We start from the raw sequence: 20,264 nt of genomic DNA, 5'->3' as shown, positions 1-20,264 counted from the left end.
TCATGACCACCCACCCCACTCGCTCCCAATACGAAGACTTCATGCGCCACGTCGACACCACGGGCGTGCACAAGAGCGACCGCACCGGCACCGGCACCAAGAGCGTGTTCGGCTACCAGATGCGCTTCGATCTGAACGAGGGCTTTCCGCTGGTCACGACCAAGAAGGTGCACCTGAAATCCATCATCCAGGAACTGCTGTGGTTCCTCACCGGCTCCAGCGACAACAACTGGCTGAGGGAGCGCGGCGTCACCATCTGGGACGAATGGGCGCGCGAGGACGGCAACCTCGGCCCGGTCTACGGCGTGCAGTGGCGCAGCTGGCCGACGCCGGACGGCGGCCACATCGACCAGATCCAGCAGGTGATCGACACGCTCAGGACCAACCCCGATTCGCGCCGCATCATCGTGAGCGCATGGAACGTGGCGGACCTGTCGAAGATGGCACTGATGCCCTGCCATGCCTTCTTCCAGTTCTACGTGGCGCCGCCGCAGGCCGCGGGCGAACGGGGCAGGCTCAGCTGCCAGCTCTACCAGCGCAGCGCCGACATCTTCCTCGGCGTGCCCTTCAACATCGCGAGCTACGCGCTGCTCACGCACATGGTCGCGCAACAGTGCGAGCTGGACGTCGGCGACTTCGTCTGGACCGGCGGCGACTGCCACATCTACAGCAACCACGCCGAGCAGGTGGCGCTGCAGTTGAGCCGCACGCCGCGGCCCTATCCGACGCTGGTCATCCAGCGCAAGCCGGCGTCGATCTTCGACTACCGGTACGAAGACTTCGCATTCGAAGGCTACGACCCGCATCCGGCCATCAAGGCACCGGTGGCCGTGTGAGCACGATGCGCGTCAACCTGATCTTGGCGCGCGCCGCCAACGGCGTGATCGGCCGCGACGGCACCATCCCCTGGCACCTGCCCGAGGACATGGCGCATTTCAAGCGGCAGACCGCGGGCGCACCGGTGATCATGGGCCGCAAGACCTGGGACTCGCTCGCGCCACGCTTCAGGCCCTTGCCGGGGCGCCGCAACATCGTGGTCACGCGCCAGTCCGGCTGGCAAGCGGAGGGCGCCGAGCGCGCCGCCAGCCTGCGCGAAGCCTTGTCGCTGTGCGAAGCCGCGCGCGTGCCCGAGGCCTGGGTGATCGGCGGCGCGCAGATCTATGCCGAGGCCGAGCCCCTCGCGCAGCGCGCGCTGGTGACCGAGATCGCGCGCGAGATCGACGGCGACGCTCGCGCACCGCAGCTCGACAGCACGGCATGGCACGAAACCGCGCGCGAGTCGCACGTCTCCTCCAACGGCCTGCCTTTCAGCTTCGTCACGCTCGAACGGCGCTGACCGTCCTCAGGACGCAAGCTTCAGCGAGATCGATCGGGCGGCGACCGTGACCGCCTCGATGCAGCGCTCGAGCGAGGCGCCACTCATGTGCAGTTCTGGCGCGAAGGTGCACACCGATGCGACGGCGACGCCGTCCGGGCCCAGCACCGGCGCTGCGACCGCCACCGTGCCCAGACTGATTTCGCTGTAGGTGACGGAATGCCCGCGGCGCTTGACCTCGAGCAAGCTGCGCGACAACGATTCGACCTGGTCCGCGCCGGCGATCTCAGCCAGGTTGCGCGGCAGTCCATAGCGCTGCATGAAGGCCAGCAGCGCCTTGCCGCTCGCGCCGCGATGAAGCGGCTCCAGGTAGCCGGTGCCGCGGCTGAACGACAGCGCATGCGGGCTCTTCAATTCGGCCACGCACATGCGGTGCGTGGCCGAGACCGGAACCATCAACGACACCGTTTCCTGCACGGTCCGCCATAGCTCGCCAAGCGCTTCGCGCGAGAGCTCCAGGATGGCCGGGCTGTTCTTCCACGCCTGGGCCAGCAGGCCGACGCGGTGCCCGAGCTGGAAGCGCTTCGGCTCGCCGAACGAATAGATCATGCCCTTGGCCTCGAGGGCATTGAGCAGCCGGTAAAGCGTCGGCCGCGGCAACTGCGTGGCCCGCTGAAGCTCGGGGACATCGAGGCTGCGCCCACCGTCGACACAGGCGAACAGGATGTCGATCGCTCTTTCGACGGAACGCACGGAATCGGAAGGACCGTCCTGCGGGGCGGCTTGCGTTCGGCTCATGGCCGCATTGTCGCCGCGACCCGGTTTGCCTTGTCCATTCCACGGACATGATTCGGGTAAATATGGATGACGCCGCCGGCAGCCTCTCTATTTCACCTTCAGAGTAATGAATAGCATCGAGTCCACCGGATTCCAGGCCACCCTCATTCTCTGTCCGTGCAGCGGACAATTCAAAAGGACATCATGTACCAGCTCGACTACGGCACCCCGACCGACAAATGCGCCTTCACCGTCCGCCTCGGGATCGAGAAGGGCTTCTTCCGCGACGAGGGCATCGACCTGTCGGTCAAGACGGTCTATGGCGGCCCGCCGCTGGCCGCCGCGTACGACTCGGGCGAACTCAAGTTCGGCGAGATCGGCTCGCCACCGGGCGTGATGTTCATCGACCAGGGCTACGACTTCAAGATCGTCGGCGGTGCCGTGCGACGCAGAGCCAACATGTACTTGTGCGTCGACAAGAAGATCAAGGACTGGGACCAGTTGAAGGGCAAGCGCGTCGGCCTGCTGTCGCGCGGCAGCTGCCCCGAATGGTTCCTGCGCGGCATGCTGGTCGAGCGCGGCCTGGACCCCGACCACCATTTCGAATACGTGGGACTGCAGGAGGAATACGCCAAGGTGGTCGACGTGTTCCGCAGCGGCCGCATCGATGCCTTCCTGGCGGTCGAGCCGGCGCCCTCGGTGGCCGAAGCTGCCGGACTGGTCGATGTATGGGGCGCGGTCTACGACGAGCCGGCGTTGCCGCAATACCAGTGGATCGTCCACGTCGCGAAGCCGTCGATGATCGACAAGGAACCGACGCTGATTCAGGCGGCCCTGCGCGCGGCGCGGCGTTCCGCCCACTACGGGGCCGCGCACGTGGACGAATGGGTCGACCTCGCGTCCCATCACTTCAAGATCAAGCCGGACGTGATGCGCCGCGCGGTGGAACGTGAATTGCCGCGCATGCACCTGGACGGCCAGGTCGACATGCAGGGCCTGGACGAGATGATCAAGCTGCAGCGCAGCCTGGGCGCGGTCACGGGCGCCATCACGGCCGAAGGCATCTGCGACCTGCGCTTCGCGCCCGATCCCACCTCCCCGGTGCAATAAGGAGCCGCACCGTGTCGATCATCGTCAGCCTGCGCGAACTCGCGGCCCATGTACGTGATGGCCAGAAGCTCGCCGTGCCGAGCGACTTCAGCGGCTTCTATTCCGGCATCGCGATGGAAGCCACCCGCGAGCTGATCCGCCGGGGCGTGCGCGACCTTCACGTGGTCGGCCTGCCGACGACCGGGTTGCAGGCCGACCTGCTGCTCGGTGCGGGCTGCGTGGCGACGCTCGAAGCGAGTTCGGTGTTCATGGGCGAATACGGCGTGCCGCCGTGCTTCCAGCGTGCCTTCAAGGCGCAATCGTTTCGCATGATCGAGGCCACCTGTCCGGCGATCCACGCAGCCTTCCAGGCCGGCGAGAAACGCATTCCCTTCATCCCGCTGCGCGGCATCCTCGGCTCCGACGTGGTCCGACTGCGTACCGACTGGAAGGTCATCGACAACCCCTTCGCCGCCGACGATCCGATCCTGCTGCTGCCGGCGATCAACCCGGACTGGGCGCTGTTCCACGCGCCGATGGCCGACCGGCACGGCAACGTCTACTACGGCCGGCGGCGCGAACTCGCGGTAATGGCCCATGCGTCCACCGGCACGCTCGCCACGGTGGAAAAGCTCTACGACGGCGACCTGATGGAAGACCCCGCACTGGCCTGCGCGACGCTGCCGAGCCTCTACGTCGATGCCGTGAGCGTCGTGCCCCACGGCGCGGCGCCCTACGGCTTCGGCGATTTCTACGCCGAGGACGAACAGGCGATGTGGCACTACATGGAAAGCGCAAAGACCGAGGAAGGCCTGCGCGCGTACCTCGACGCGCATGTCTTCGCGACCACGGAGGCGCTGTCGTGAACTGCACCCCGCAGGAACTCTACGTCGCCGCCCTGGCACGCGGCCTGGGCGATTCGCGCCACGTCGCCGTCGGTTCGGCGAGTCCCTATCCGGCGGCGGCGGCATGGCTGGCCCATCTGGCCTCGGGCGGCCGCATGCGCGTGTCGATGCTCGGCGGCCGCAGCGTCTTCATCACCGACGGCGGCAAGGAGCTCTTCGACTGCGCGGCGAGCGGACGCATCGATGCCTTCTTTCTGAGCGGCGGACAGATCGACGGCGAGGCCAACATCAACCTGATGGGCACCGGCGACTATCCGGATCTGAAGGTGCGCTGGGGCGGCACCTACGGCGCGCCCTATCTGTACGCGCTGGCCAAGCGGGTCGTCCTGTTCAGGGACGAGCACACGCCGCGCGTGCTGACGCGCAAGGTGGATTTCGTGACGGCCGCCGGGACGAACGAGGCCAATGTCTATCGGCCCGGTGGCCCCAAGGTGCTGGTCACCAGCCGCTGCGTGTTCAGCTTCGCGCCGGAGCGCAAGCGCTTCACGCTGGAGAGCGTTCATCCGGGCCAGACGGCCGACGACATCCGCCGCGCGACCGGCTTCGACTATGACCTGCCCGCGGGCGAGGTGCCCACCACCGCGGCCCCCGGCGGCGAGATTCTTTTCCTGTTGCGCAACGAGGTCGCGCCCTTGCTGGCGGGCACCTATCCGCAGTTCGCGCGCGAGGTCCTCGGCTGGGACGCGCGCAAGACCGCCGCAGTGGCCTGAGCCATGAACACCGCGACCGATCCCATCGTCTGGCGCGCATCGCCCGAGCGCGCCGCACGGACCCACATCCGCCGCTTCGCCGAAAGGCTGGAGCATGAATGGAAGGTCGCCCTCCCCGACTACGCGGCGCTGCATGCCTTTTCCATCGACCACCTCGACGCCTTCTGGCGCTCGCTGTGGCACCACGCGCGCATCCTCGGGGACTGGGACGAGGATCGTGTGCTCGACCGTGCCGAATGCAAGGCCGATGACCGCTGGTTTCCGGGCGCACGCCTCAACTACGCCGAGAACATGCTGTGGCGCCGCGACGATGCCGATGCGCTGGTCTTCTGCGCCGAGGACGGCGCCCGGCGCGCGCTGAGCTTTCGCGAACTCGCGGTCCAGGTGGCGCAGGCGCAGGCCGTGTTCCGCGACCTGGGCGTCGTGGCGGGCGACCGCGTCGTGGGCTATCTGCCGAACGTGCCGGAGGCCGTGGTCGCGATGCTCGCGACGACCTCGCTCGGCGCCATCTGGGCCACGGTGTCCGCCGAACTCTCGGCCGGTGCCGTGCTCGATCGGCTGGGGCAGCTGGAGCCGACGATCTTCGTGACCGCCGATGGCACACGCCACGCAGGCCGCGTGCACGAACTCTCGGCCAAGGCAGCCGAAGTGGCGAGAGCGCTGCCATCGCTGCGCGCTGCTTTCGTCGTCGGCAATCTCTCGGCAACGCCGCCGCTGTGGGCCGGCGCCACCGATTGGGCCGCGGCCCTGGCCGCGCGCAGCGAGACGGAACCGAGCTTCGTGCGCGTGGCCTTCCATGCGCCGGGCTTCATCCTCTTCACCTCCGGCACGACCGGCAAGCCCAAGTGCCTCACGCACGGCGTCGGTGGCCCGTTGATCCAGTTCGCCAAGGAACTGCGGCTGCACGGCGACCTGCGCGCCGGCGACCGCCTGCTGCGGCTGTCGGCGACCGGCTGGATGATCTGGAACTGGTCGACCGCGGCGCTGGCCATCGGTGCCACCGTGATCCTCTACGAGGGCTCGGCGACATGGCCCCGCATCGATCGCCTGTTCGACCTGGTCGAGCGCGAACGCGTCACCTTCTTCGGCCCGTCCGCGGCGGTGCTCGACATCTACGCCAAGGCCGGCCTGAGCCCGATGCATACGCATGACCTGAGTTCGCTGCGCACGATGTTCGCGGGAGGCACCCGCGTGTCGGCCGCCAACTACGAGTACGTCTACCGCCACATCAAGTCCGAGCTCTACTTCGCCTCGCCTTCGGGCGGCACCGACCTGCTGGCCTCGTTCGTGAACAACGACCCCGGCGGCGCCGTCGTCGCCGGCGAAGCCACCGTGGCGACGCTGGGCATGGCGGTCGAGGTGCTCGACGACGACGGCCACCCCGTCGTCTGCGGCGCCGGCGAGCTGGCCTGCGCCTCTTCCTTTCCCTCGATGCCGCTCGGCTTCTGGGGCGACGCGGATCGCCAGCGCCTGCTCGATACCTATTTCACGCGCTACCCCGGCAAATGGTTCCACGGCGACTGGGTCGAGCGCACGCCGCGTGGCGGCTATGTCATCCATGGCCGGTCGGACGCCACGCTGAAGGCCCGCGGCATCCGCATCGGAACGGCCGAGATCTACCGGCCGCTCGAAGCCTTGCCCGAGCTGGACGAATGCGCGGCGGTGACGCAGGACTGGAACGGCGATTCCCGCATCGTCCTGTTCGTCAAGCTGCGCGCGGGCAGCAGCTACAGCAGCGAACTGGGCGAGACCATTCGCACGACCCTGCGCGACAAGGCCTCGCCGCACCATCTGCCGGCCCACATCGTTCCCGTTCCGGACCTGCCGAGGAACGGCGTCGGCAAAGTCATGGAGCTGGCGATTCGCGATGCGATCCATGGACGCGTTCCCAGGAACGTGGCCGCGATCGCGAATCCCGAGTCGCTGGCTCATTTCCGCGATCTCCCGGTTCTTTGTGCATAGGGGGTATTCATGCGACGCATCCTGTTGGCCGCTTTCGCCGCGCTCATCGTCTCGCTGCCGGGCTGGGCCGCAGCAGACACCTGGCCCAGCCGGCCCATCACGCTGGTCTATCCATTCCCGCCGGGCGGCAGCGACGCGGCGGTGCGCGTCTTCGCCGAGCGGCTCGGCGCGGCGCTCGGGCAGCCGGTGGTGGTCGACAACCGCGGCGGGGCGGGCGGCAACATCGGCGCCGAATCGGTCGCGCGCGCGGCCCCCGACGGCTACACCCTGATGATCGGCACCAACGGCGCGCTGGCGATCAACTCGCTCCTCTATCCGAACATGCACTTCGATCCGCTGAAGGATTTCGAGCCGATCTCGGGCTTCGTGACCTCGCCGCAGGTCCTGTTCATCAACTCGACGGTGCCGGCCAAGTCGGTGGCGGAGCTCATCGCACTGGCCAAGGCCGAGCCGGGCAAGCTGACCTTCGCGTCGGTGGGCCAGGGCAGCGCGTCGCAGCTGACGATGGAAATGTTCAAGATGGCGACCGGCACCGACCTGGTCCACGTGCCGTACAAGGGCGCCGGGCCGGCCATGGTCGACGTGATGGCCGGGCGCATCAGCATGATGGCGATCATCGCCAGTTCGATCGTGCCGCACATGGGATCGGACAAGGTGCGCGTGCTCGCGGTCACGGCCGACAAGCGCTTCGAGCTGTTGCCCGAGGTGCCGACATTGAAGGAGCTCGGCATCGACGGCGTCGAGTCATGGTCCTGGCTCGCGATGGTCGCACCCAAGGGGACGCCCGAGCCCATCGTCCGGCGCATCAACGCGGAGATGAAGAAGATCCTCGCGGATCCGGCGGTGAAGAAGAAGCTGAATGGCTTCGGCGTGCAGACCAACTATTCCTCGCCCGAGGCGGTCACCGCGGCCATGAAGAACGACCAGAGGATATGGGGCCGCGTGATCCAGGAAAGCGGGACCAAGATCGAATGAAGGGCGCGCAGGTGCAACAGGATCGACTCACGAAACTCATCGGCTGCACGGGACGCTCGGTGTGGGACGGCGAGGCGCTGGCCGAGGATGAGCGCTGGGTGTTCTCCCTCTCGCCGGGGGCGGCCAGCGAGCTCGTCGCCATCGGCCGTCGGCTGGTGCGCATGGCGCTTCCGCTGCGTTCGATCGGCAGCGCCGAGGCCGGGCTCGGTGCGCTGGGCGAGGACCTGCGCCAGTTCGCCACGGAGCTGCGCACCGGCCGCGGCGTGGTGCTGGTGCGCAAGGTGCCGGTCGGCGTGGAGCGCCCGGTGCTGGATGCGCTCTTCTGGGCGCTGGGCACCTGCTTCGGCGTCGGCGTGTCGCAGAACCGGCGCGGCGACTACCTCGGCGACGTCATCGACCTGTCCGACCAGCAGACGAGCGGTCGTCCGTTCCAGAACGGCGGCGAGCTCATCATGCACCGTGATCCCGTGGACATCGTCGGCTTGCTCTGCATCCGCCATGCGGCGTCGGGTGGCCTGAGCCGGATCGCGAGCGCGCGGCAACTGCACAACATCATCCTGTCGGAACGCCCGGACCTGCTCGAGCGGCTCTACCAGGGCTACGTCTACCATCGACTGGAAGAGGACCGCGGCGACACGCCGGCACTCACCGCGCAGCGCGTTCCGGTGTTCGCGCCAGCGGCCGATGGTTCCGTCGGCTGCTTCTTCATTCCGGGACCGATCCGACGCGGCGCGACACCGCAGGCGCCGATCGACGGCACCGGCATGGAAGCCTTCGAATTCTTCACCGAGGTCAGCAAGCGCCCGGGCGTCTTCAGCGACATGAACCTGCTGCCCGGCGACGCACAATTCCTCAGCAACCGGACGGTCCTGCACTCGCGCACGGACTACGTCGACTTCCCCGAGATCGAGCGCCGGCGTCACATGCTGCGCCTGTGGCTGATGGCGCCCGATTGGCCGGCGCTGCACCGGGACCAGCGCTTCTTCGACGAGTGCGACCGCTTCGGCGGCGGACTGCCCAAGGCGGCCTGAGACGCCTCAGCGGGCCGCGTCCGGCTCCGTGTAATCCACGTTGATGACCATCTGCCCGGCATCGGCGCAGACCTCGATGCCGAGCCCCGCGCGCCCCGCGTGTTCGGCCTCGCGCCAGAGCGCCTGCACGGCGCTTTCCAGCATGGCCATCGGATCGACCGGCGTCGCCGGCGCTGCCGCAACGGCGCGAAGCCGCCGCGGCTTGGACAGCGCGTGTTGCCGCCAGTGCGAGCGGCGCGATGCCGGCTGCAGTCGACGAACCTGTTCGAGCACGTGATTCATGAAGAGCTCCCCTTGGCTGATTGGCGTGCCCGGATGATGTGCCTCGTGGTGCCGATGGCCAATAGAATCCCGTGAATTCACCGGATCACGTGGGTGAATAAAGGGAGGGCCCATGGAGCTTCGAGACATCGATCTCAACTTGTTGCTGGTCTTCGACCGCATGCTGACCGAGAAGCGCGTATCGGCGGTGGCCGAAGGCCTTGGCCTGTCACAGCCGGCCATCAGCAATGCACTGGCGCGCTTGCGCAAGCTGCTCGGCGACGACCTGTTCCTGCGCACCGCGCACGGCATGGCGCCGACGCCTTTCGCGTTGCAGCTGGCCGAACCGGTGGCGCTCGCGATGGGCACGCTGCACGGCGCGCTGAACCGGCACACGACCTTCGACCCGGCCACCAGCAGGCGCAGCTTCACGCTGGCAACCACCGACGTCGGCGAGATCTCCTTCGTGCCGATCCTGATGGAGGCCTTGCTGGAGACGGCCCCGGGCGTGTCGATCAGCACGGTGCGCAACACCACCAACCGGCTGCGCGAGTCCATGGAAGCCGGCGAAGTCGACCTCGCAGTCGGCCTGCTGCCGCAGCTCAAGGCAGGCATCTTCCAGCGCCTGCTGCTCAAGGAGCGCTATGTCTGCGTCTTCAGCGCGAAGCTGCCGGTGGCCGCCAAGCCGACGCTGAGCCTGAGCGACTTCTGCGCCGCGGAGCATCTGCGGGTCCATGCCGCCGGGACCGGCCATGGCCATGTCGACGAGCTGATGGCAGCGCGCAGCATCGCGAGGCGCATCCGGCTCACCGTGCCGCACTACACGGCCCTGGGACATATCCTCAGCGCCACGCCGCTGATCGCCACCGTGCCCGAACGCCTCGCCCTTCGCATCGCCGAACCTTTCGACCTGGTCTGTCGGCCGCATCCGGCCGACCTGCCGCAGATCGCGATCAACATGTTCTGGCACACGCGCTACCACCGCGATCCAGGCAACCGATGGCTGCGGGATCTGCTGTTCGAGCACTTTGCCGATGCCTGACGGGTCTGCGCCTCAGGCGGCGCGCGGCCTTTCTGCCACACGGGCACTCGCGAGCTGGCGCAGGAACACGCAGGGGTCGCCATCCGGCCCGCAGCACACGGCAGAGGCCGGTTTGCGATAACGCCCACGCGGCGCACCATGTAAGCCGCGGCGGCTCCATCGGCGCCATCATGAAATCGGAATGGAAGGACACGCGCAGCCCGTGCGTGGCGCACCATCGAGCCGGCCCGCACGATCTGCGCCGCGAGCACGGCGTCCATGCCGCCGTCGCCATTCACGTGCACGTGCACGCGCACGCCTTCGGCGAGCACCGCGGGGCTCATCAGCCATTCGCCATGGTGGCCGTCGATGCAGCCGGGCGGATTCATCTGCATCAGTTGCGAGAACATCGCGCTGTCGGCGAACAGCTTTACCGCCTTCGAGAAGCACACAGCGGCTCTCTCAACCCGAAGGTCGACGAGCTGCTCAACGCGGCCGGCGCCAGCCTCGACCCGACGCAGCGCAAGGCCTACTACGCGGCCTTCCAGAAGATCGTGACCGACGAATTGCCGCTCCACATCATCAACCAGGTGCCCTACTACACGGCGACCGCAAAGAACGTCGGCAACGTGTCCAACTCGATCTGGGGACCGCTGTCGCCGATGGACGAGGTCTACCTCAAGCAGGGCGGCCACGTGCGCGGTCGGAGTGCTAATCTCGGCCGATGAAATCCGATCATGAACGCGCATTGCAGGCGGTGGAAGCCGCGCTGCAGACCGTCGATGCGCCGGCACAGAAGCTCACGGCTGCCTGCCGGATCCTGCAGCAGCTGCCCGGCTACACCGGTGTCTATCTCTATGCGCTGGAAGAAGACACGCTGGTGCTCAAGGCCTTCCATGGGCGCGTCACGGAACACACCCGCATTCCCTCCGGCAAGGGCATCTGCGGCGCCAGCGTCCAGACCCGGGCGCCGGTCGTCGTGACGGACGTGGGAAGCGATCCGCGCTATCTGGCCTGCAATCTCGAGACGCAGTCCGAGATCGTCTTTCCCATTCTTCGCGGCGACGCCTATCTCGCCCAGATCGACGTCGACTCGGACGACAGGGCCGCGTTCGGCGCCGATGACGAAGCGTTCCTGGCGCGGGTTGCAGAGCGGCTCGCGCCGCTTTTCTAGCGTCTTGAAGCGCCTCGCGTCGTGGTGCCGGATGCGCTCGAAGCCTACGTCCTGCGCCTTTATTTGTTGTTAACCTCCGGGCTCTGCGTGGCGCCGCGGAAGTCGGCTGCGCCGGCGGGATCCATCGAGAGCTTGCAAGACCCATGAAAATCTCCACCTGGAACGTCAACTCCCTCACCGCCCGCCTGCAGCACGTGCTCGACTGGCTGATCGCCAACCCGGTCGATGTCCTGTGCCTGCAGGAACTCAAGATGAGCGACGACAAGTTCCCGCTCGACGTGCTGAAGTCGGCCGGCTACGAGGCCGCCGTGTTCGGTCAGAAAACCTACAACGGCGTCGCGATCCTGAGTCGCACGCCGGTGCGCGACGTGGTGAAGAACATCGGCGGCTTCACCGACGAGCATTCGCGCGTGATCAGCGCGACGCTCGACACGCCCGCGGGCCCGCTGCGTATCGTCAACGGCTACTTCGTCAACGGCCAGGCACCGGGCAGCGACAAGTTCGCCTACAAGATGAACTGGCTGCGTGCGCTGCACGACTGGCTGCAGGGTGAGCTTGCCGCGCATCCGCAGCTCGTGCTGCTCGGCGACTTCAACATCGCACCCGAGGACCGCGACAGCTTCGACCCCGTGGGCCTGGCGGAAACCATCCACCACACGACCGAGGAGCGCGACCATTTCAAGGGGCTGCTCCAGCTCGGTCTGACCGACGGCTTCCGGCTGTTCGATCAGCCCGAGAAAAGCTACTCGTGGTGGGACTACCGCATGCTGGGCTATCAGAAGAACCGCGGCCTGCGCATCGACCACGTGCTCGTGAGCGCGCCGCTCGTGCCGCGGGTGAAGTCGTGCATGATCGACCGGGTACCGCGCAAATGGGAAAAGCCGAGCGACCACGCGCCCGTGACCATCGAGATCGACGCATGAAAATCTCTCTCGTCCTGTCGGTGCTGGCCGTCACGATCGGTCTCTCCGGTTGCGGCCTGTTCAAACAGGGCACGAACGAAGGCGCGCCCGCCGCCACGCCGCAGGCCGGGAACGAAGCCGCAGGGCCTTCAAACGAAGTGCCGACCGTGCGGCTGATCACGGCGCAAACGCCAGCCGTGCGCGCCTATCGGAAGATCGGCGCCAGGCACATCTACAAGACCTATCCGAAGCGCATCTACAAGGGCCGCATTCCGCCGCTGGTCTACGCCGTGGTGGTCACGGAAACCGACATCGACAGCACGGGCCGCGTGACCGGCGTGCACTTCAGCCGCACGCCGAGCCATGCGCCGGAGGTGAGCGGAAAGATCGCCGAACTCATTCGCGAGGCCTCGCCGCTACCGAACCCTGGCAAGCTCGGCGCGCACACCTATGTCGATACCTGGTTGTGGGACAAGAGCGGCCAGTTCCAGCTCGACTCGATCACCGAAGGGCAGCGCAGCCGCTGATCGCCGCCGACGGTGAATCTATTCCAGGCCGAGTTCCTGGATCTTGCGCGTGATGGTGTTGCGGCCGATACCCAGCCGTTGTGCAGCCTCGATGCGGCGACCTCGGGTGCTGGCCAGTGCCGTGAGGATCAATCGCGACTCGAAGCGGCGCGACAGCGCGTCCCACACATCGTTGCGACCGGCGGCCAGGAGGGATTGCGCCTCCCGCTCCAGGCCGCTTTCCCATCCGGCGATCTGCGCCGTTTCGGCATGCGCGGCCGGCGTGGAAGATGTCGCGCCAGCGTGCTGCTGCGCAGCGCTCGGCGCCTCGCGCTCGATGGCGGCCGCCTGCACCGCGGACGCGTCGGCCGCGGGCGCCTCGACGGCCGCCAGCGCCATCACCTCGGGCGGCAGATCCTTGGCTTCGATCAGTTGCGCCGGCGCCATCACGGTCAGCCAGTGGCAGATGTTCTCGAGCTGCCGCACATTGCCGGGAAAACCGAAGGTCGCGAGCTGCACGAGCGCCGCGTCCGAGATGCGCTTGGGTTCCACGCCGAGCTGCTTGGCGCTTTGCTGAAGGAAATGGCGCGTGAGCGCGGGGATGTCCTCGCCGCGCTCGCGCAGCGCCGGCAGCCGCAGCCGGATCACGTTGAGCCGATGGAACAGGTCTTCGCGAAAGCCGCCGAGCTTCACGCGCTGTTCGAGATCCTGGTGCGTGGCGGCGATCACGCGCACGTTGGCCTTGACCGAGTTGTGTCCGCCCACGCGATAGAAATGCCCGTCGCTCAGCACGCGCAGCAGCCGCGTCTGCAGGTCGAAGGGCATGTCGCCGATCTCGTCGAGAAACAGGGTGCCGCCTTCGGCCTGCTCGAAGCGGCCGCGCCGCATCGTCTGCGCGCCGGTGAAAGCGCCGCGCTCGTGGCCGAAGAGCTCGCTTTCGAGCAGGTCCTTGGGAATGGCAGCGGTGTTGATGGCGACGAAAGGGCCGCTGGCGCGCGACGAATGCTTGTGCAGCGCGCGCGCCACCAGTTCCTTGCCGGAGCCCGACTCGCCGGTGATCAGCACCGTGACGTTGCTTTGCGAAAGCCGGCCGATCGCGCGGAACACGTCCTGCATCGCGGGCGCCTGGCCCAGCATCTCGGGCGCTTCGGCCATGCGCTCCTCGGCCACTTCCTCGCGTTGACTCTCGTCGACTGCGCGACGGATCAGCTCGACGGCGCGCGGCAGGTCGAAGGGCTTGGGAAGGTATTCGAAGGCACCGCCCTGAAACGCCGACACGGCGCTGTCGAGGTCGGAGAACGCCGTCATGATGATGACCGGCAGGCCCGGATGCCTGGCCTTGATCTTGTCGAGCAGCTCGAGCCCGGAGCCGCCTGGCATGCGGATGTCGCTCACCAGGACTTGCGGGCCCTGCATCTCGTCATCCGTCGCGGCCTCGAGGGCGGCAAGCACCTCCCGGGTGTTGGTGAAGCTGCGGGTCGGCATGTCTTCGCGCAGCAGCGCCTTTTCCAACACGAAGCGGATCGATTGGTCGTCATCCACTATCCAGATCGGCTTCATGCAGCTCCTTGTTGCCTGGCTGCTAGGGCAGCGGTATCAATATCTTGAAATCGGTTCGGCCCGGGACGCTGTCGCACTCGATCACGCCATGATGCTGTTGCACAAAAGTTTGCGCGAGCGTCAATCCCAGCCCGGTCCCGCCTTCCCTGCCCGAAACGAGCGGATAGAAGATACGGTCCTTGATCGCGTCCGGCACACCCGGTCCATTGTCGATGACATGCAATTCCAGTGCCAGTCGATACCACTGCTTGTTGAAGATCACCTGGCGCGCGATGCGGGTCTTGAACGTGATCTGCGCATCGCCGGCCGCGCGGCGCTCGGCGAGCGCCTGCGCCGCGTTGTGGACGATGTTGAGCGTGGCCTGGATGAGCTGCTCGCGATCGCCGCGAAACTCGGGAATCGACACGTCGAAATCGCGCTCGATGTGCAGGTCGCGCGGAAACTCCGCGAGGATCACGGAACGCACCCGTTCGCACACCTCGTGGATGTTGACGTCACCGACGACATGCGGCCGGCGGTGCGGCGCCAGCAGGCGATCGACCAAAGTCTGCAGCCGATCGGCTTCATGGATGATGACCTGCGTGTATTCGATGAGGTCGCGCGACTCGACTTCCATCTGCAGCAGCTGCGCCGCGCCGCGGATGCCGCCGAGCGGATTCTTGATCTCGTGCGCGAGGTTGCGGATCAGCTCCTTGTTGGCTTGCGCCTGATCGAGCAGCCGCTCCTCGCGGTCCTGCCGCGCCTGCTGCTCGAGCGCCGACATCTCGATGATCAGCTCGCCGGGCCGGTCGCTCTGCGCGAGTGTCACCAGCACCGGCATCAGGTCATGGTTGACGCGGCGCAGCAGCGCTTCGTAGCGCAGCGTCGCGAAGTCGTTGCTGCGCGCACCCTCGATGGCGGTGCGCAGCACGTGCGGCTCGTGGAAGCAGGCGCCGAACTGCGAGCCCTCGAGCGTTCGGCGGGAGGTGCCGAGCGCATCCTCGAGGCCCGAGTTGGCGAACAGCACGGAGCCGTCCATGCGGACCACCGCAATCAGCGTGGACAGCAGATCGAAGGACTGGAAGCGCTTGCCGGCGCCCGCGGGCTTGCCGAAGGCCATGCGCTCAGGCCGCCGTCGGGCGAATGGCCGGCAAGTGCAATGCCGAAGAAGACAGTGCCATTCAGGGACTGGACGGCTGCGGCGGCAGGCGACCGAGCTCGCGGCGGATGCCCGCGATGTCGCTCTCGTTGCGCGCGATCTCGGCCTTCATGTCGGCCACGCGGTCGAGATACTTCTGGTAGTTCTTGCTCTCGCTGCCCTGCTTTTCGGGCTCGCCATTGTTGTAGTCTTTCTGAAGCTGAGCCTGGCGGTCTTCCGCCTTCTTGAGTTCGGACTGCAGCACCGAACGGGCCTCGCCGTCGCGCGCACGCTGGTCGGCGCTGTCGACCCGGGGACTGCCGGCCGGCGCCCGAACCGTACCACCCCCGGACGCCGCAGCGGCCGCGGGACGGGTGCCCTGCACCACGGTGACGTTGCCGCCTTCCATCACCTTGCAGCCGCGCTGCTGGGCGACGGTCGCGTTGTTGGTGTATTCGTTGCCGCAGCGCCAGACACGCTCCTGTGCCTGGGCCTGAACGTGCACGCCGGCTGCCGCGAAGGCGGCCAGCAGGAAAGCGGGAAGTGTCTTCATGGTCATGGATCTGGGTAGCACGGCAAATCGGCATTCTCGTTGCAATTCGAAGCAGCAAGCACGCCGAGGTTCCCGACCAAAGAAAAAGGACGGCAGTGCCGTCCTTTTTAACGCAATCGCGCGCGAAGCCCGGGGGCGAGCAACGTTACAAGGAGTAGTACATGTCGAACTCGACCGGGTGCGTCGCCATCCGGAAGCGGGTGACTTCCTGCATCTTGAGATCGATGTAGGCATCGATGTAAGCATCGGTGAACACGCCGCCCTTGGTCAGGAAGGCACGGTCCTTGTCGAGATACTCCAGCGCCTGGTCGAGGCTGTGGCACACGGTCGGGATCAGCGCGTCTTCTTCCGGCGGCAGGTGGTAGAGGTCCTTGCTGGCCGCTTCGCCCGGATGGATCTTGTTCTCGACGCCGTCGAGACCGGCCATCAACAGGGCCGCGAAGCCCAGGTACGGGTTCATCAGCGGATCGGGGAAGCGCGCTTCGACGCGACGGCCCTTCGGGTTCGCGACGAACGGAATGCGGATCGACGCGGAACGGTTCTTGGCCGAGTAGGCCAGCTTCACCGGCGCCTCGAAGCCGGGCACCAGGCGCTTGTAGCTGTTGGTGCCGGGGTTCGTGATGGCGTTCAGCGCACGGGCATGCTTGATGATGCCGCCGATGTAGTGCAGCGCGAAATCGCTCAGGCCCGCGTAGCCGTCGCCGGCGAACAGGTTCTTGCCGTCCTTCCAGACCGACTGGTGCACGTGCATGCCGGAGCCGTTGTCGCCGACGATCGGCTTGGGCATGAAGGTCGCAGTCTTGCCGTAGGCGTGGGCCACGTTGTGGATCACGTACTTCTGCAGCTGGATCCAGTCGGCGCGCTGGATCAGCGTGCTGAACTTGGTGCCGAGTTCCATCTGGCCCGCGTTGGCCACTTCGTGGTGGTGCACTTCGACCGGGATGCCCAGCGATTCGAGCACCAGGCACATCTCGGAGCGCATGTCCTGGAAGCTGTCGACCGGCGGCACCGGGAAGTAGCCGCCCTTGGTGGCGGGACGGTGACCGGTGTTGCCGTGCTCGAACTCCTTGCCGGTGTTCCACGAGGCTTCCTCGGATTCGATCTTGACGAAGCAGCCGGACATGTCGTTCTGCCAGCGCACGCCGTCGAACACGAAGAATTCGGGCTCCGGACCGAAGAACGCGGTGTCGCCCAGGCCGGATGCCTTCATGTACGCCTCGGCGCGCTTGGCCAGGGAACGCGGGTCGCGCTCGTAGGGCTTGCCGTCCGACGGATCGACCACGTCGCAGGTCAGGATCAGCGTGGTCTCTTCGAAGAAGGGATCGATGTTGGCCGTGTTGGGGTCGGGCATGAGCTGCATGTCCGAGGCTTCGATGCCCTTCCATCCGGCGATCGACGAGCCGTCGAAGGCATGGCCGTCGGTGAACTTGCCTTCGTCGAACGCCGAGACCGGCACGGTCACGTGCTGCTCCTTGCCGCGGGTGTCGGTGAATCGGAAGTCGACGAACTTGACCTCGTTTTCCTTCACGAGTTTGAGTACATCGGCGACGGTCTTTGCCATCAGGTTTCTCCTGGTTTGGATAGTGGTTGGAAGTACGGAATCGGGAATGCAGTTTCTATGCCATTGCGGGCGCGCGCGGAACACGCGCTGGGCACCCCCGGGGCGGCCGTCAGTCGGCATTTTGCAGCCAAAATGGTGCGCACCAAGTTAGCGCACCAATTCGGGGCCAAGCTTTGCCTTAAAGCCGTGCAGTCCCTCGATCAGCGCCGCATAGGCGGACTCGATGCGATCGGCCGGGCCCTTGACGCCGAGCTCGATGTGGCGGCCGTGCACGGCATGGTCCACGCTCGGCAGGCTGAACACCTTGATGCCCGGATGCGCATGCTCGACGGCTTCCATGAGCGGCGTCAGCGCCGCCTCCATGGCGCCATAGACGATCACGGATTTTTCGACCGCCAGGCCGCGCGCGAAGAGCTCGGTGTACTGCGTGTCGAGCACCGATTCGATCATCGGCCAGGCCATGACCGGAAAGCCCGGCACGAAATGCACATGCCCGACGCTGAAGCCCGGAATCTTGTTGTAGGGGTTGCGGATGATCGTCGCGCCCTGCGGAAACACGCCCATGTTGAGGCGATGGATGTTGTCCGGACGGTTCGCCTCGTAGGCGGTGCCTTGCTCGCGTGCCGTGTCCTGCATGCGCTCGCGAATCAGCAGCTCGGCTTCGGGATGCAGGGCCAGCGGAACCCGCAGCGCCTTGGCGGCGCACTGGCGGGTGTGGTCGTCCGGGGTGGCGCCGATGCCACCGGTGGAAAACACGATGTCGCCCGACGCGAAGGCCCGCTCCAGCGCGGCCGTGATGCGTGTGGGCACGTCGCCGACGTATTCGGCCCAGGCCAGCTCGAGGCCGCGCGCGGCGAGCAGTTCGATCACCTTGGGCATGTGCTTGTCGGCACGCTTGCCGGAGAGGATTTCGTCGCCGACGACGATCAGACCGAATGCACGGGTCATGGCGCGCCCCATTGAGTGGCGGTCGCGCGGGCATCCGCCAGCTCGACCGCAGAAGTTGAAACGGCTGCGGCCGCGCGCTGCGCCCGCAGTTGCGCCAGCGCGTCGAGGCAATAGTGCCCGAACCAGAGCGCCGAGAATGCGAACACGAGCGTGTAGATCCAGATCGCGAGCGGCACGAGGACGAAGAAAGCCGCGGCGAACAGCAGCCCCGACGCCCAGACGATGCTGGGCGCCGCGCCCAGATAGCCGCACAGCACGCCGATGCCCAGCAGCGGCAGCCGATGCACCCGCAGGAGCACGTCGCGCTCCTCCGGGCTCGCGTGGCCGGACAGCGCATCGAAGCTCATCACGCGGTAGGTCAGCCAACCCCAGATCAGTGGCGGAAGGACCAGCACCAGCGGCGGGATGAGCCAGAGCGGCATCGACACGACCAGGGCGAGCAGCGCCAGCACCGTGAGGCCGAGCGATCGGGCGACGGCGCCGATGAAGGACGCGCCCCGCTTCTGTTCCAGGGTCGGGAAGCGCCGTTCGGCCACCAGGCGCGTCAAGGCCGGCGCCATGAACCCGGCGACCACCAGCAGTGCCACCACCACCAGCACCGGCGTGGCCGCGACCACCACCACCAATGGGGCGAGTGCGGCCGTCACGTTGCCCGAGAACAGGCGTCCCATCCAGCCCCAGAAGCTCGACAGCAGGGGCCACGCATCCAGCGCGCCGCGCGTCCAGCTCACCGCCGCATCCCAATAGAAATAGCCGAAGATCGCCGTCAGGATCGCCATGATCGCCAGCGGCAGCAGCGAGAGCACGACCACCCGCGGGTGCATGCAGTAGGCCACCGAACGCCAGAAAGAATCGAGGAGGAGACGCATCGACGCCGAGGATAACGCCTGCGTGTGAAGCAGAGTGGTCGGCGTGATGGCGCCGTTCAGCCCCGATTGACCAGCCGCCGCAGCCCCAGCCACTGCTGCGCCCAGAAGCCGCGCCCGTAGTCGCGCACGCGGCCCTGTGCATCGGGTTCGATCTGGTCGCGAATGCCGGTCGCCTCGTAGCGATCCTCGAAATTCCCGGTGCGAAACAGGATGTCCCACCAGGGCAGCAGCACGCCGAAGTTGTGGCCGCCCAGCGTGCGCGGGCCGTGCGATTCGTGCCCGATCCCGATGCTGTGATGAAGCCGGTGAAAACGCGGACTGACCCAGAGCCTTTCGCCGATGGCGCCGAAGCCCAGGCGCAGGTTGGCATGCTGCAGGCTCTCGCTAAGCTGCATGAAGGCCACGATCGCGATGAACTGCCCCGGTGCGACGCCGATCAGCTGCGCGACGACGACGATGATCGTGTCGTGGATCACGTCGTCTAGCAGGTGGTTGCGATTGTCGCTCCACATGGTCATCTGGCGCTGCGAGTGATGCAGCGAATGCAGCGCCCACCACCATCGAAAGCCGTGCTGCCCGCGATGGATCAGGTATTCGACGAGGTCGAGGACCACCAGGTAGATCGCGAAGGCGATCCAGGGCACGTCGGTGACGCCCGGCCAGAGTTCGTCCAGATGAAGACTGCCCCAGCCCGCGGTGCGCACGATGCCCAGCAGATGGTCGAACAGCGGCACCAGCGCAAAGAACATCGCCAGGCGGAACAGCCCGAGCCGATGGATCAGCGTGTACAGGATGTCGGTGCGGATCGCGCGGCGGTCGACCACCGGCTCCGCCGGGCGCCAGCGCTGCAAGGGTCCGATCACGGCGATCAGCACCGCGATCTGGATCAGGCCGACGAGCACCCAGCCGGTGGCATCGAACGCATCCTCGACCCAGCCGCCGAGGCCGACGGCATAGACCAGCGGCTGCACGGCAGACTCGAAGAGCCACTGCTGCATGAACGCGAATTGATCGGTGAACCAGTCCAT

General features: G+C 66.8%; 21 protein-coding genes and 1 pseudogene. 13 read left to right on the top strand and 9 right to left on the bottom strand.

Going from position 1 to position 20,264, the window contains the following annotated elements:
* Nucleotides 1-2: 2 nt before the first annotated feature.
* Together E5P2_RS07845 and E5P2_RS07840 are read left to right on the top strand one after the other, a co-directional pair.
* Nucleotides 3-836 carry a thymidylate synthase gene (locus E5P2_RS07845; protein ID WP_162566561.1) on the top strand — a complete coding sequence of 278 codons (834 nt, stop codon included), beginning with the start codon at nt 3-5 and terminating at the stop codon, nt 834-836.
* A 5-nt stretch (nt 837-841) separates the two neighbouring features.
* Nucleotides 842-1,336, top strand: a complete 495-nt coding sequence (locus tag E5P2_RS07840; RefSeq protein ID WP_162570390.1) for a dihydrofolate reductase — start codon at nt 842-844, stop codon at nt 1,334-1,336.
* A gap of 6 nt (nt 1,337-1,342) precedes the next feature.
* On the opposite strand, the gene E5P2_RS07835 is transcribed toward E5P2_RS07840, so the two are convergent.
* Nucleotides 1,343-2,113, bottom strand: coding sequence for an IclR family transcriptional regulator (locus E5P2_RS07835; protein WP_162566560.1), 771 nt, complete (start codon nt 2,111-2,113; stop codon nt 1,343-1,345).
* A gap of 183 nt (nt 2,114-2,296) precedes the next feature.
* On the opposite strand from E5P2_RS07835, the gene E5P2_RS07830 reads away from it, so the two are divergent.
* The 6 genes from E5P2_RS07830 to E5P2_RS07805 are packed head-to-tail and all read left to right on the top strand — an operon-like array spanning nt 2,297 to nt 8,764.
* Nucleotides 2,297-3,202 (top strand): ABC transporter substrate-binding protein, encoded by a 906-nt coding sequence (locus E5P2_RS07830; protein ID WP_162566559.1) that lies wholly within the window; start codon nt 2,297-2,299, stop codon nt 3,200-3,202.
* A gap of 11 nt (nt 3,203-3,213) precedes the next feature.
* The gene (locus E5P2_RS07825) at nt 3,214-4,047 is read left to right on the top strand and encodes a CoA transferase subunit A (protein ID WP_197908469.1); all 834 of its coding nucleotides are present in this window, start codon (nt 3,214-3,216) and stop codon (nt 4,045-4,047) included.
* Complete coding sequence (locus tag E5P2_RS07820) at nt 4,044-4,796, top strand: CoA-transferase (RefSeq protein ID WP_162566558.1); 753 nt, start codon at nt 4,044-4,046, stop codon at nt 4,794-4,796. The genes E5P2_RS07825 and E5P2_RS07820 overlap by 4 nt, the downstream gene beginning before the upstream one ends.
* 3 nt (nt 4,797-4,799) lie before the next feature.
* Nucleotides 4,800-6,758, top strand: coding sequence for an acetoacetate--CoA ligase (locus tag E5P2_RS07815; protein WP_162566557.1), 1,959 nt, complete (start codon nt 4,800-4,802; stop codon nt 6,756-6,758).
* 9 nt (nt 6,759-6,767) lie between these two features.
* Nucleotides 6,768-7,733 (top strand): Bug family tripartite tricarboxylate transporter substrate binding protein, encoded by a 966-nt coding sequence (locus E5P2_RS07810; protein WP_162566556.1) that lies wholly within the window; start codon nt 6,768-6,770, stop codon nt 7,731-7,733.
* An 11-nt stretch (nt 7,734-7,744) separates the two neighbouring features.
* Nucleotides 7,745-8,764: a TauD/TfdA family dioxygenase gene (locus E5P2_RS07805; protein ID WP_232080620.1), complete on the top strand. Its 1,020-nt coding sequence runs from the start codon at nt 7,745-7,747 to the stop codon at nt 8,762-8,764.
* Nucleotides 8,765-8,770: 6 nt separating this feature from the next.
* On the opposite strand, the gene E5P2_RS07800 is transcribed toward E5P2_RS07805, so the two are convergent.
* Nucleotides 8,771-9,046 (bottom strand): hypothetical protein, encoded by a 276-nt coding sequence (locus tag E5P2_RS07800; protein ID WP_162566554.1) that lies wholly within the window; start codon nt 9,044-9,046, stop codon nt 8,771-8,773.
* A gap of 112 nt (nt 9,047-9,158) precedes the next feature.
* On the opposite strand from E5P2_RS07800, the gene E5P2_RS07795 reads away from it, so the two are divergent.
* From E5P2_RS07795 to E5P2_RS07775, 5 genes and pseudogenes are all read left to right on the top strand, one after another.
* Nucleotides 9,159-10,067 (top strand): LysR family transcriptional regulator, encoded by a 909-nt coding sequence (locus E5P2_RS07795; protein ID WP_162566553.1) that lies wholly within the window; start codon nt 9,159-9,161, stop codon nt 10,065-10,067.
* 443 nt (nt 10,068-10,510) lie between these two features.
* Nucleotides 10,511-10,774, top strand: a pseudogene (locus tag E5P2_RS38345) (hypothetical protein); the annotation flags it as partial.
* Nucleotides 10,771-11,220, top strand: a complete 450-nt coding sequence (locus E5P2_RS07785; RefSeq protein WP_162566552.1) for a GAF domain-containing protein — start codon at nt 10,771-10,773, stop codon at nt 11,218-11,220. The pseudogene E5P2_RS38345 and the gene E5P2_RS07785, both read left to right, overlap by 4 nt.
* Before the next feature lie 143 nt (nt 11,221-11,363).
* A complete protein-coding gene (gene xth / locus E5P2_RS07780; protein WP_162566551.1) occupies nt 11,364-12,143 on the top strand; it encodes an exodeoxyribonuclease III in 780 nt (259 codons plus the stop codon).
* A complete protein-coding gene (locus tag E5P2_RS07775) occupies nt 12,140-12,649 on the top strand; it encodes a hypothetical protein (protein WP_162566550.1) in 510 nt (169 codons plus the stop codon). The genes xth and E5P2_RS07775 overlap by 4 nt, the downstream gene beginning before the upstream one ends.
* 18 nt (nt 12,650-12,667) lie before the next feature.
* On the opposite strand, the gene ntrC is transcribed toward E5P2_RS07775, so the two are convergent.
* From ntrC to E5P2_RS07740, 7 genes are all read right to left on the bottom strand, one after another.
* The gene (gene ntrC / locus E5P2_RS07770; RefSeq protein ID WP_162566549.1) at nt 12,668-14,188 is read right to left on the bottom strand and encodes a nitrogen regulation protein NR(I); all 1,521 of its coding nucleotides are present in this window, start codon (nt 14,186-14,188) and stop codon (nt 12,668-12,670) included.
* A gap of 22 nt (nt 14,189-14,210) precedes the next feature.
* The gene (gene glnL / locus E5P2_RS07765) at nt 14,211-15,287 is read right to left on the bottom strand and encodes a nitrogen regulation protein NR(II) (RefSeq protein ID WP_162566548.1); all 1,077 of its coding nucleotides are present in this window, start codon (nt 15,285-15,287) and stop codon (nt 14,211-14,213) included.
* A gap of 61 nt (nt 15,288-15,348) precedes the next feature.
* A complete protein-coding gene (locus E5P2_RS07760) occupies nt 15,349-15,858 on the bottom strand; it encodes a hypothetical protein (RefSeq protein WP_232080619.1) in 510 nt (169 codons plus the stop codon).
* 145 nt (nt 15,859-16,003) lie between these two features.
* Entirely contained in the window at nt 16,004-17,419 is a 1,416-nt protein-coding gene (gene glnA, locus E5P2_RS07755) for a type I glutamate--ammonia ligase (RefSeq protein ID WP_162566547.1), read from the bottom strand.
* Between the two features lie 147 nt (nt 17,420-17,566).
* Nucleotides 17,567-18,367, bottom strand: a complete 801-nt coding sequence (locus E5P2_RS07750; protein WP_162566546.1) for a competence/damage-inducible protein A — start codon at nt 18,365-18,367, stop codon at nt 17,567-17,569.
* Complete coding sequence (locus E5P2_RS07745) at nt 18,364-19,236, bottom strand: EI24 domain-containing protein (protein ID WP_162566545.1); 873 nt, start codon at nt 19,234-19,236, stop codon at nt 18,364-18,366. The genes E5P2_RS07750 and E5P2_RS07745 overlap by 4 nt, the downstream gene beginning before the upstream one ends.
* 56 nt (nt 19,237-19,292) lie before the next feature.
* On the bottom strand, nt 19,293-20,264 hold the full coding sequence (locus E5P2_RS07740) for a sterol desaturase family protein (RefSeq protein WP_162566544.1): 972 nt from the start codon (nt 20,262-20,264) through the stop codon (nt 19,293-19,295).

The organism is Variovorax sp. SRS16 (genome assembly GCF_901827165.1).
GTDB lineage: Bacteria > Pseudomonadota > Gammaproteobacteria > Burkholderiales > Burkholderiaceae_C > Variovorax.
This window is presented reverse-complemented; position numbering and strand designations above follow the sequence as displayed.

Coding starts and splice junctions, on each gene's coding strand:
- E5P2_RS07810 (WP_162566556.1), top strand. CDS start 6,768: ATGCGACGCATCCTGTTGGCCGCTTTCGCCGCGCTCATCGTCTCGCTG.
- E5P2_RS07785 (WP_162566552.1), top strand. CDS start 10,771: ATGAAATCCGATCATGAACGCGCATTGCAGGCGGTGGAAGCCGCGCTG.
- E5P2_RS07775 (WP_162566550.1), top strand. CDS start 12,140: ATGAAAATCTCTCTCGTCCTGTCGGTGCTGGCCGTCACGATCGGTCTC.
- E5P2_RS07830 (WP_162566559.1), top strand. CDS start 2,297: ATGTACCAGCTCGACTACGGCACCCCGACCGACAAATGCGCCTTCACC.
- E5P2_RS07745 (WP_162566545.1), bottom strand. CDS start 19,236: ATGCGTCTCCTCCTCGATTCTTTCTGGCGTTCGGTGGCCTACTGCATG.
- E5P2_RS07800 (WP_162566554.1), bottom strand. CDS start 9,046: ATGAATCACGTGCTCGAACAGGTTCGTCGACTGCAGCCGGCATCGCGC.
- E5P2_RS07750 (WP_162566546.1), bottom strand. CDS start 18,367: ATGACCCGTGCATTCGGTCTGATCGTCGTCGGCGACGAAATCCTCTCC.
- E5P2_RS07840 (WP_162570390.1), top strand. CDS start 842: ATGCGCGTCAACCTGATCTTGGCGCGCGCCGCCAACGGCGTGATCGGC.
- glnL (WP_162566548.1), bottom strand. CDS start 15,287: ATGGCCTTCGGCAAGCCCGCGGGCGCCGGCAAGCGCTTCCAGTCCTTC.
- E5P2_RS07835 (WP_162566560.1), bottom strand. CDS start 2,113: ATGAGCCGAACGCAAGCCGCCCCGCAGGACGGTCCTTCCGATTCCGTG.
- E5P2_RS07795 (WP_162566553.1), top strand. CDS start 9,159: ATGGAGCTTCGAGACATCGATCTCAACTTGTTGCTGGTCTTCGACCGC.
- E5P2_RS07740 (WP_162566544.1), bottom strand. CDS start 20,264: ATGGACTGGTTCACCGATCAATTCGCGTTCATGCAGCAGTGGCTCTTC.
- E5P2_RS07845 (WP_162566561.1), top strand. CDS start 3: ATGACCACCCACCCCACTCGCTCCCAATACGAAGACTTCATGCGCCAC.
- E5P2_RS07815 (WP_162566557.1), top strand. CDS start 4,800: ATGAACACCGCGACCGATCCCATCGTCTGGCGCGCATCGCCCGAGCGC.
- xth (WP_162566551.1), top strand. CDS start 11,364: ATGAAAATCTCCACCTGGAACGTCAACTCCCTCACCGCCCGCCTGCAG.
- ntrC (WP_162566549.1), bottom strand. CDS start 14,188: ATGAAGCCGATCTGGATAGTGGATGACGACCAATCGATCCGCTTCGTG.
- E5P2_RS07760 (WP_232080619.1), bottom strand. CDS start 15,858: ATGAAGACACTTCCCGCTTTCCTGCTGGCCGCCTTCGCGGCAGCCGGC.
- glnA (WP_162566547.1), bottom strand. CDS start 17,419: ATGGCAAAGACCGTCGCCGATGTACTCAAACTCGTGAAGGAAAACGAG.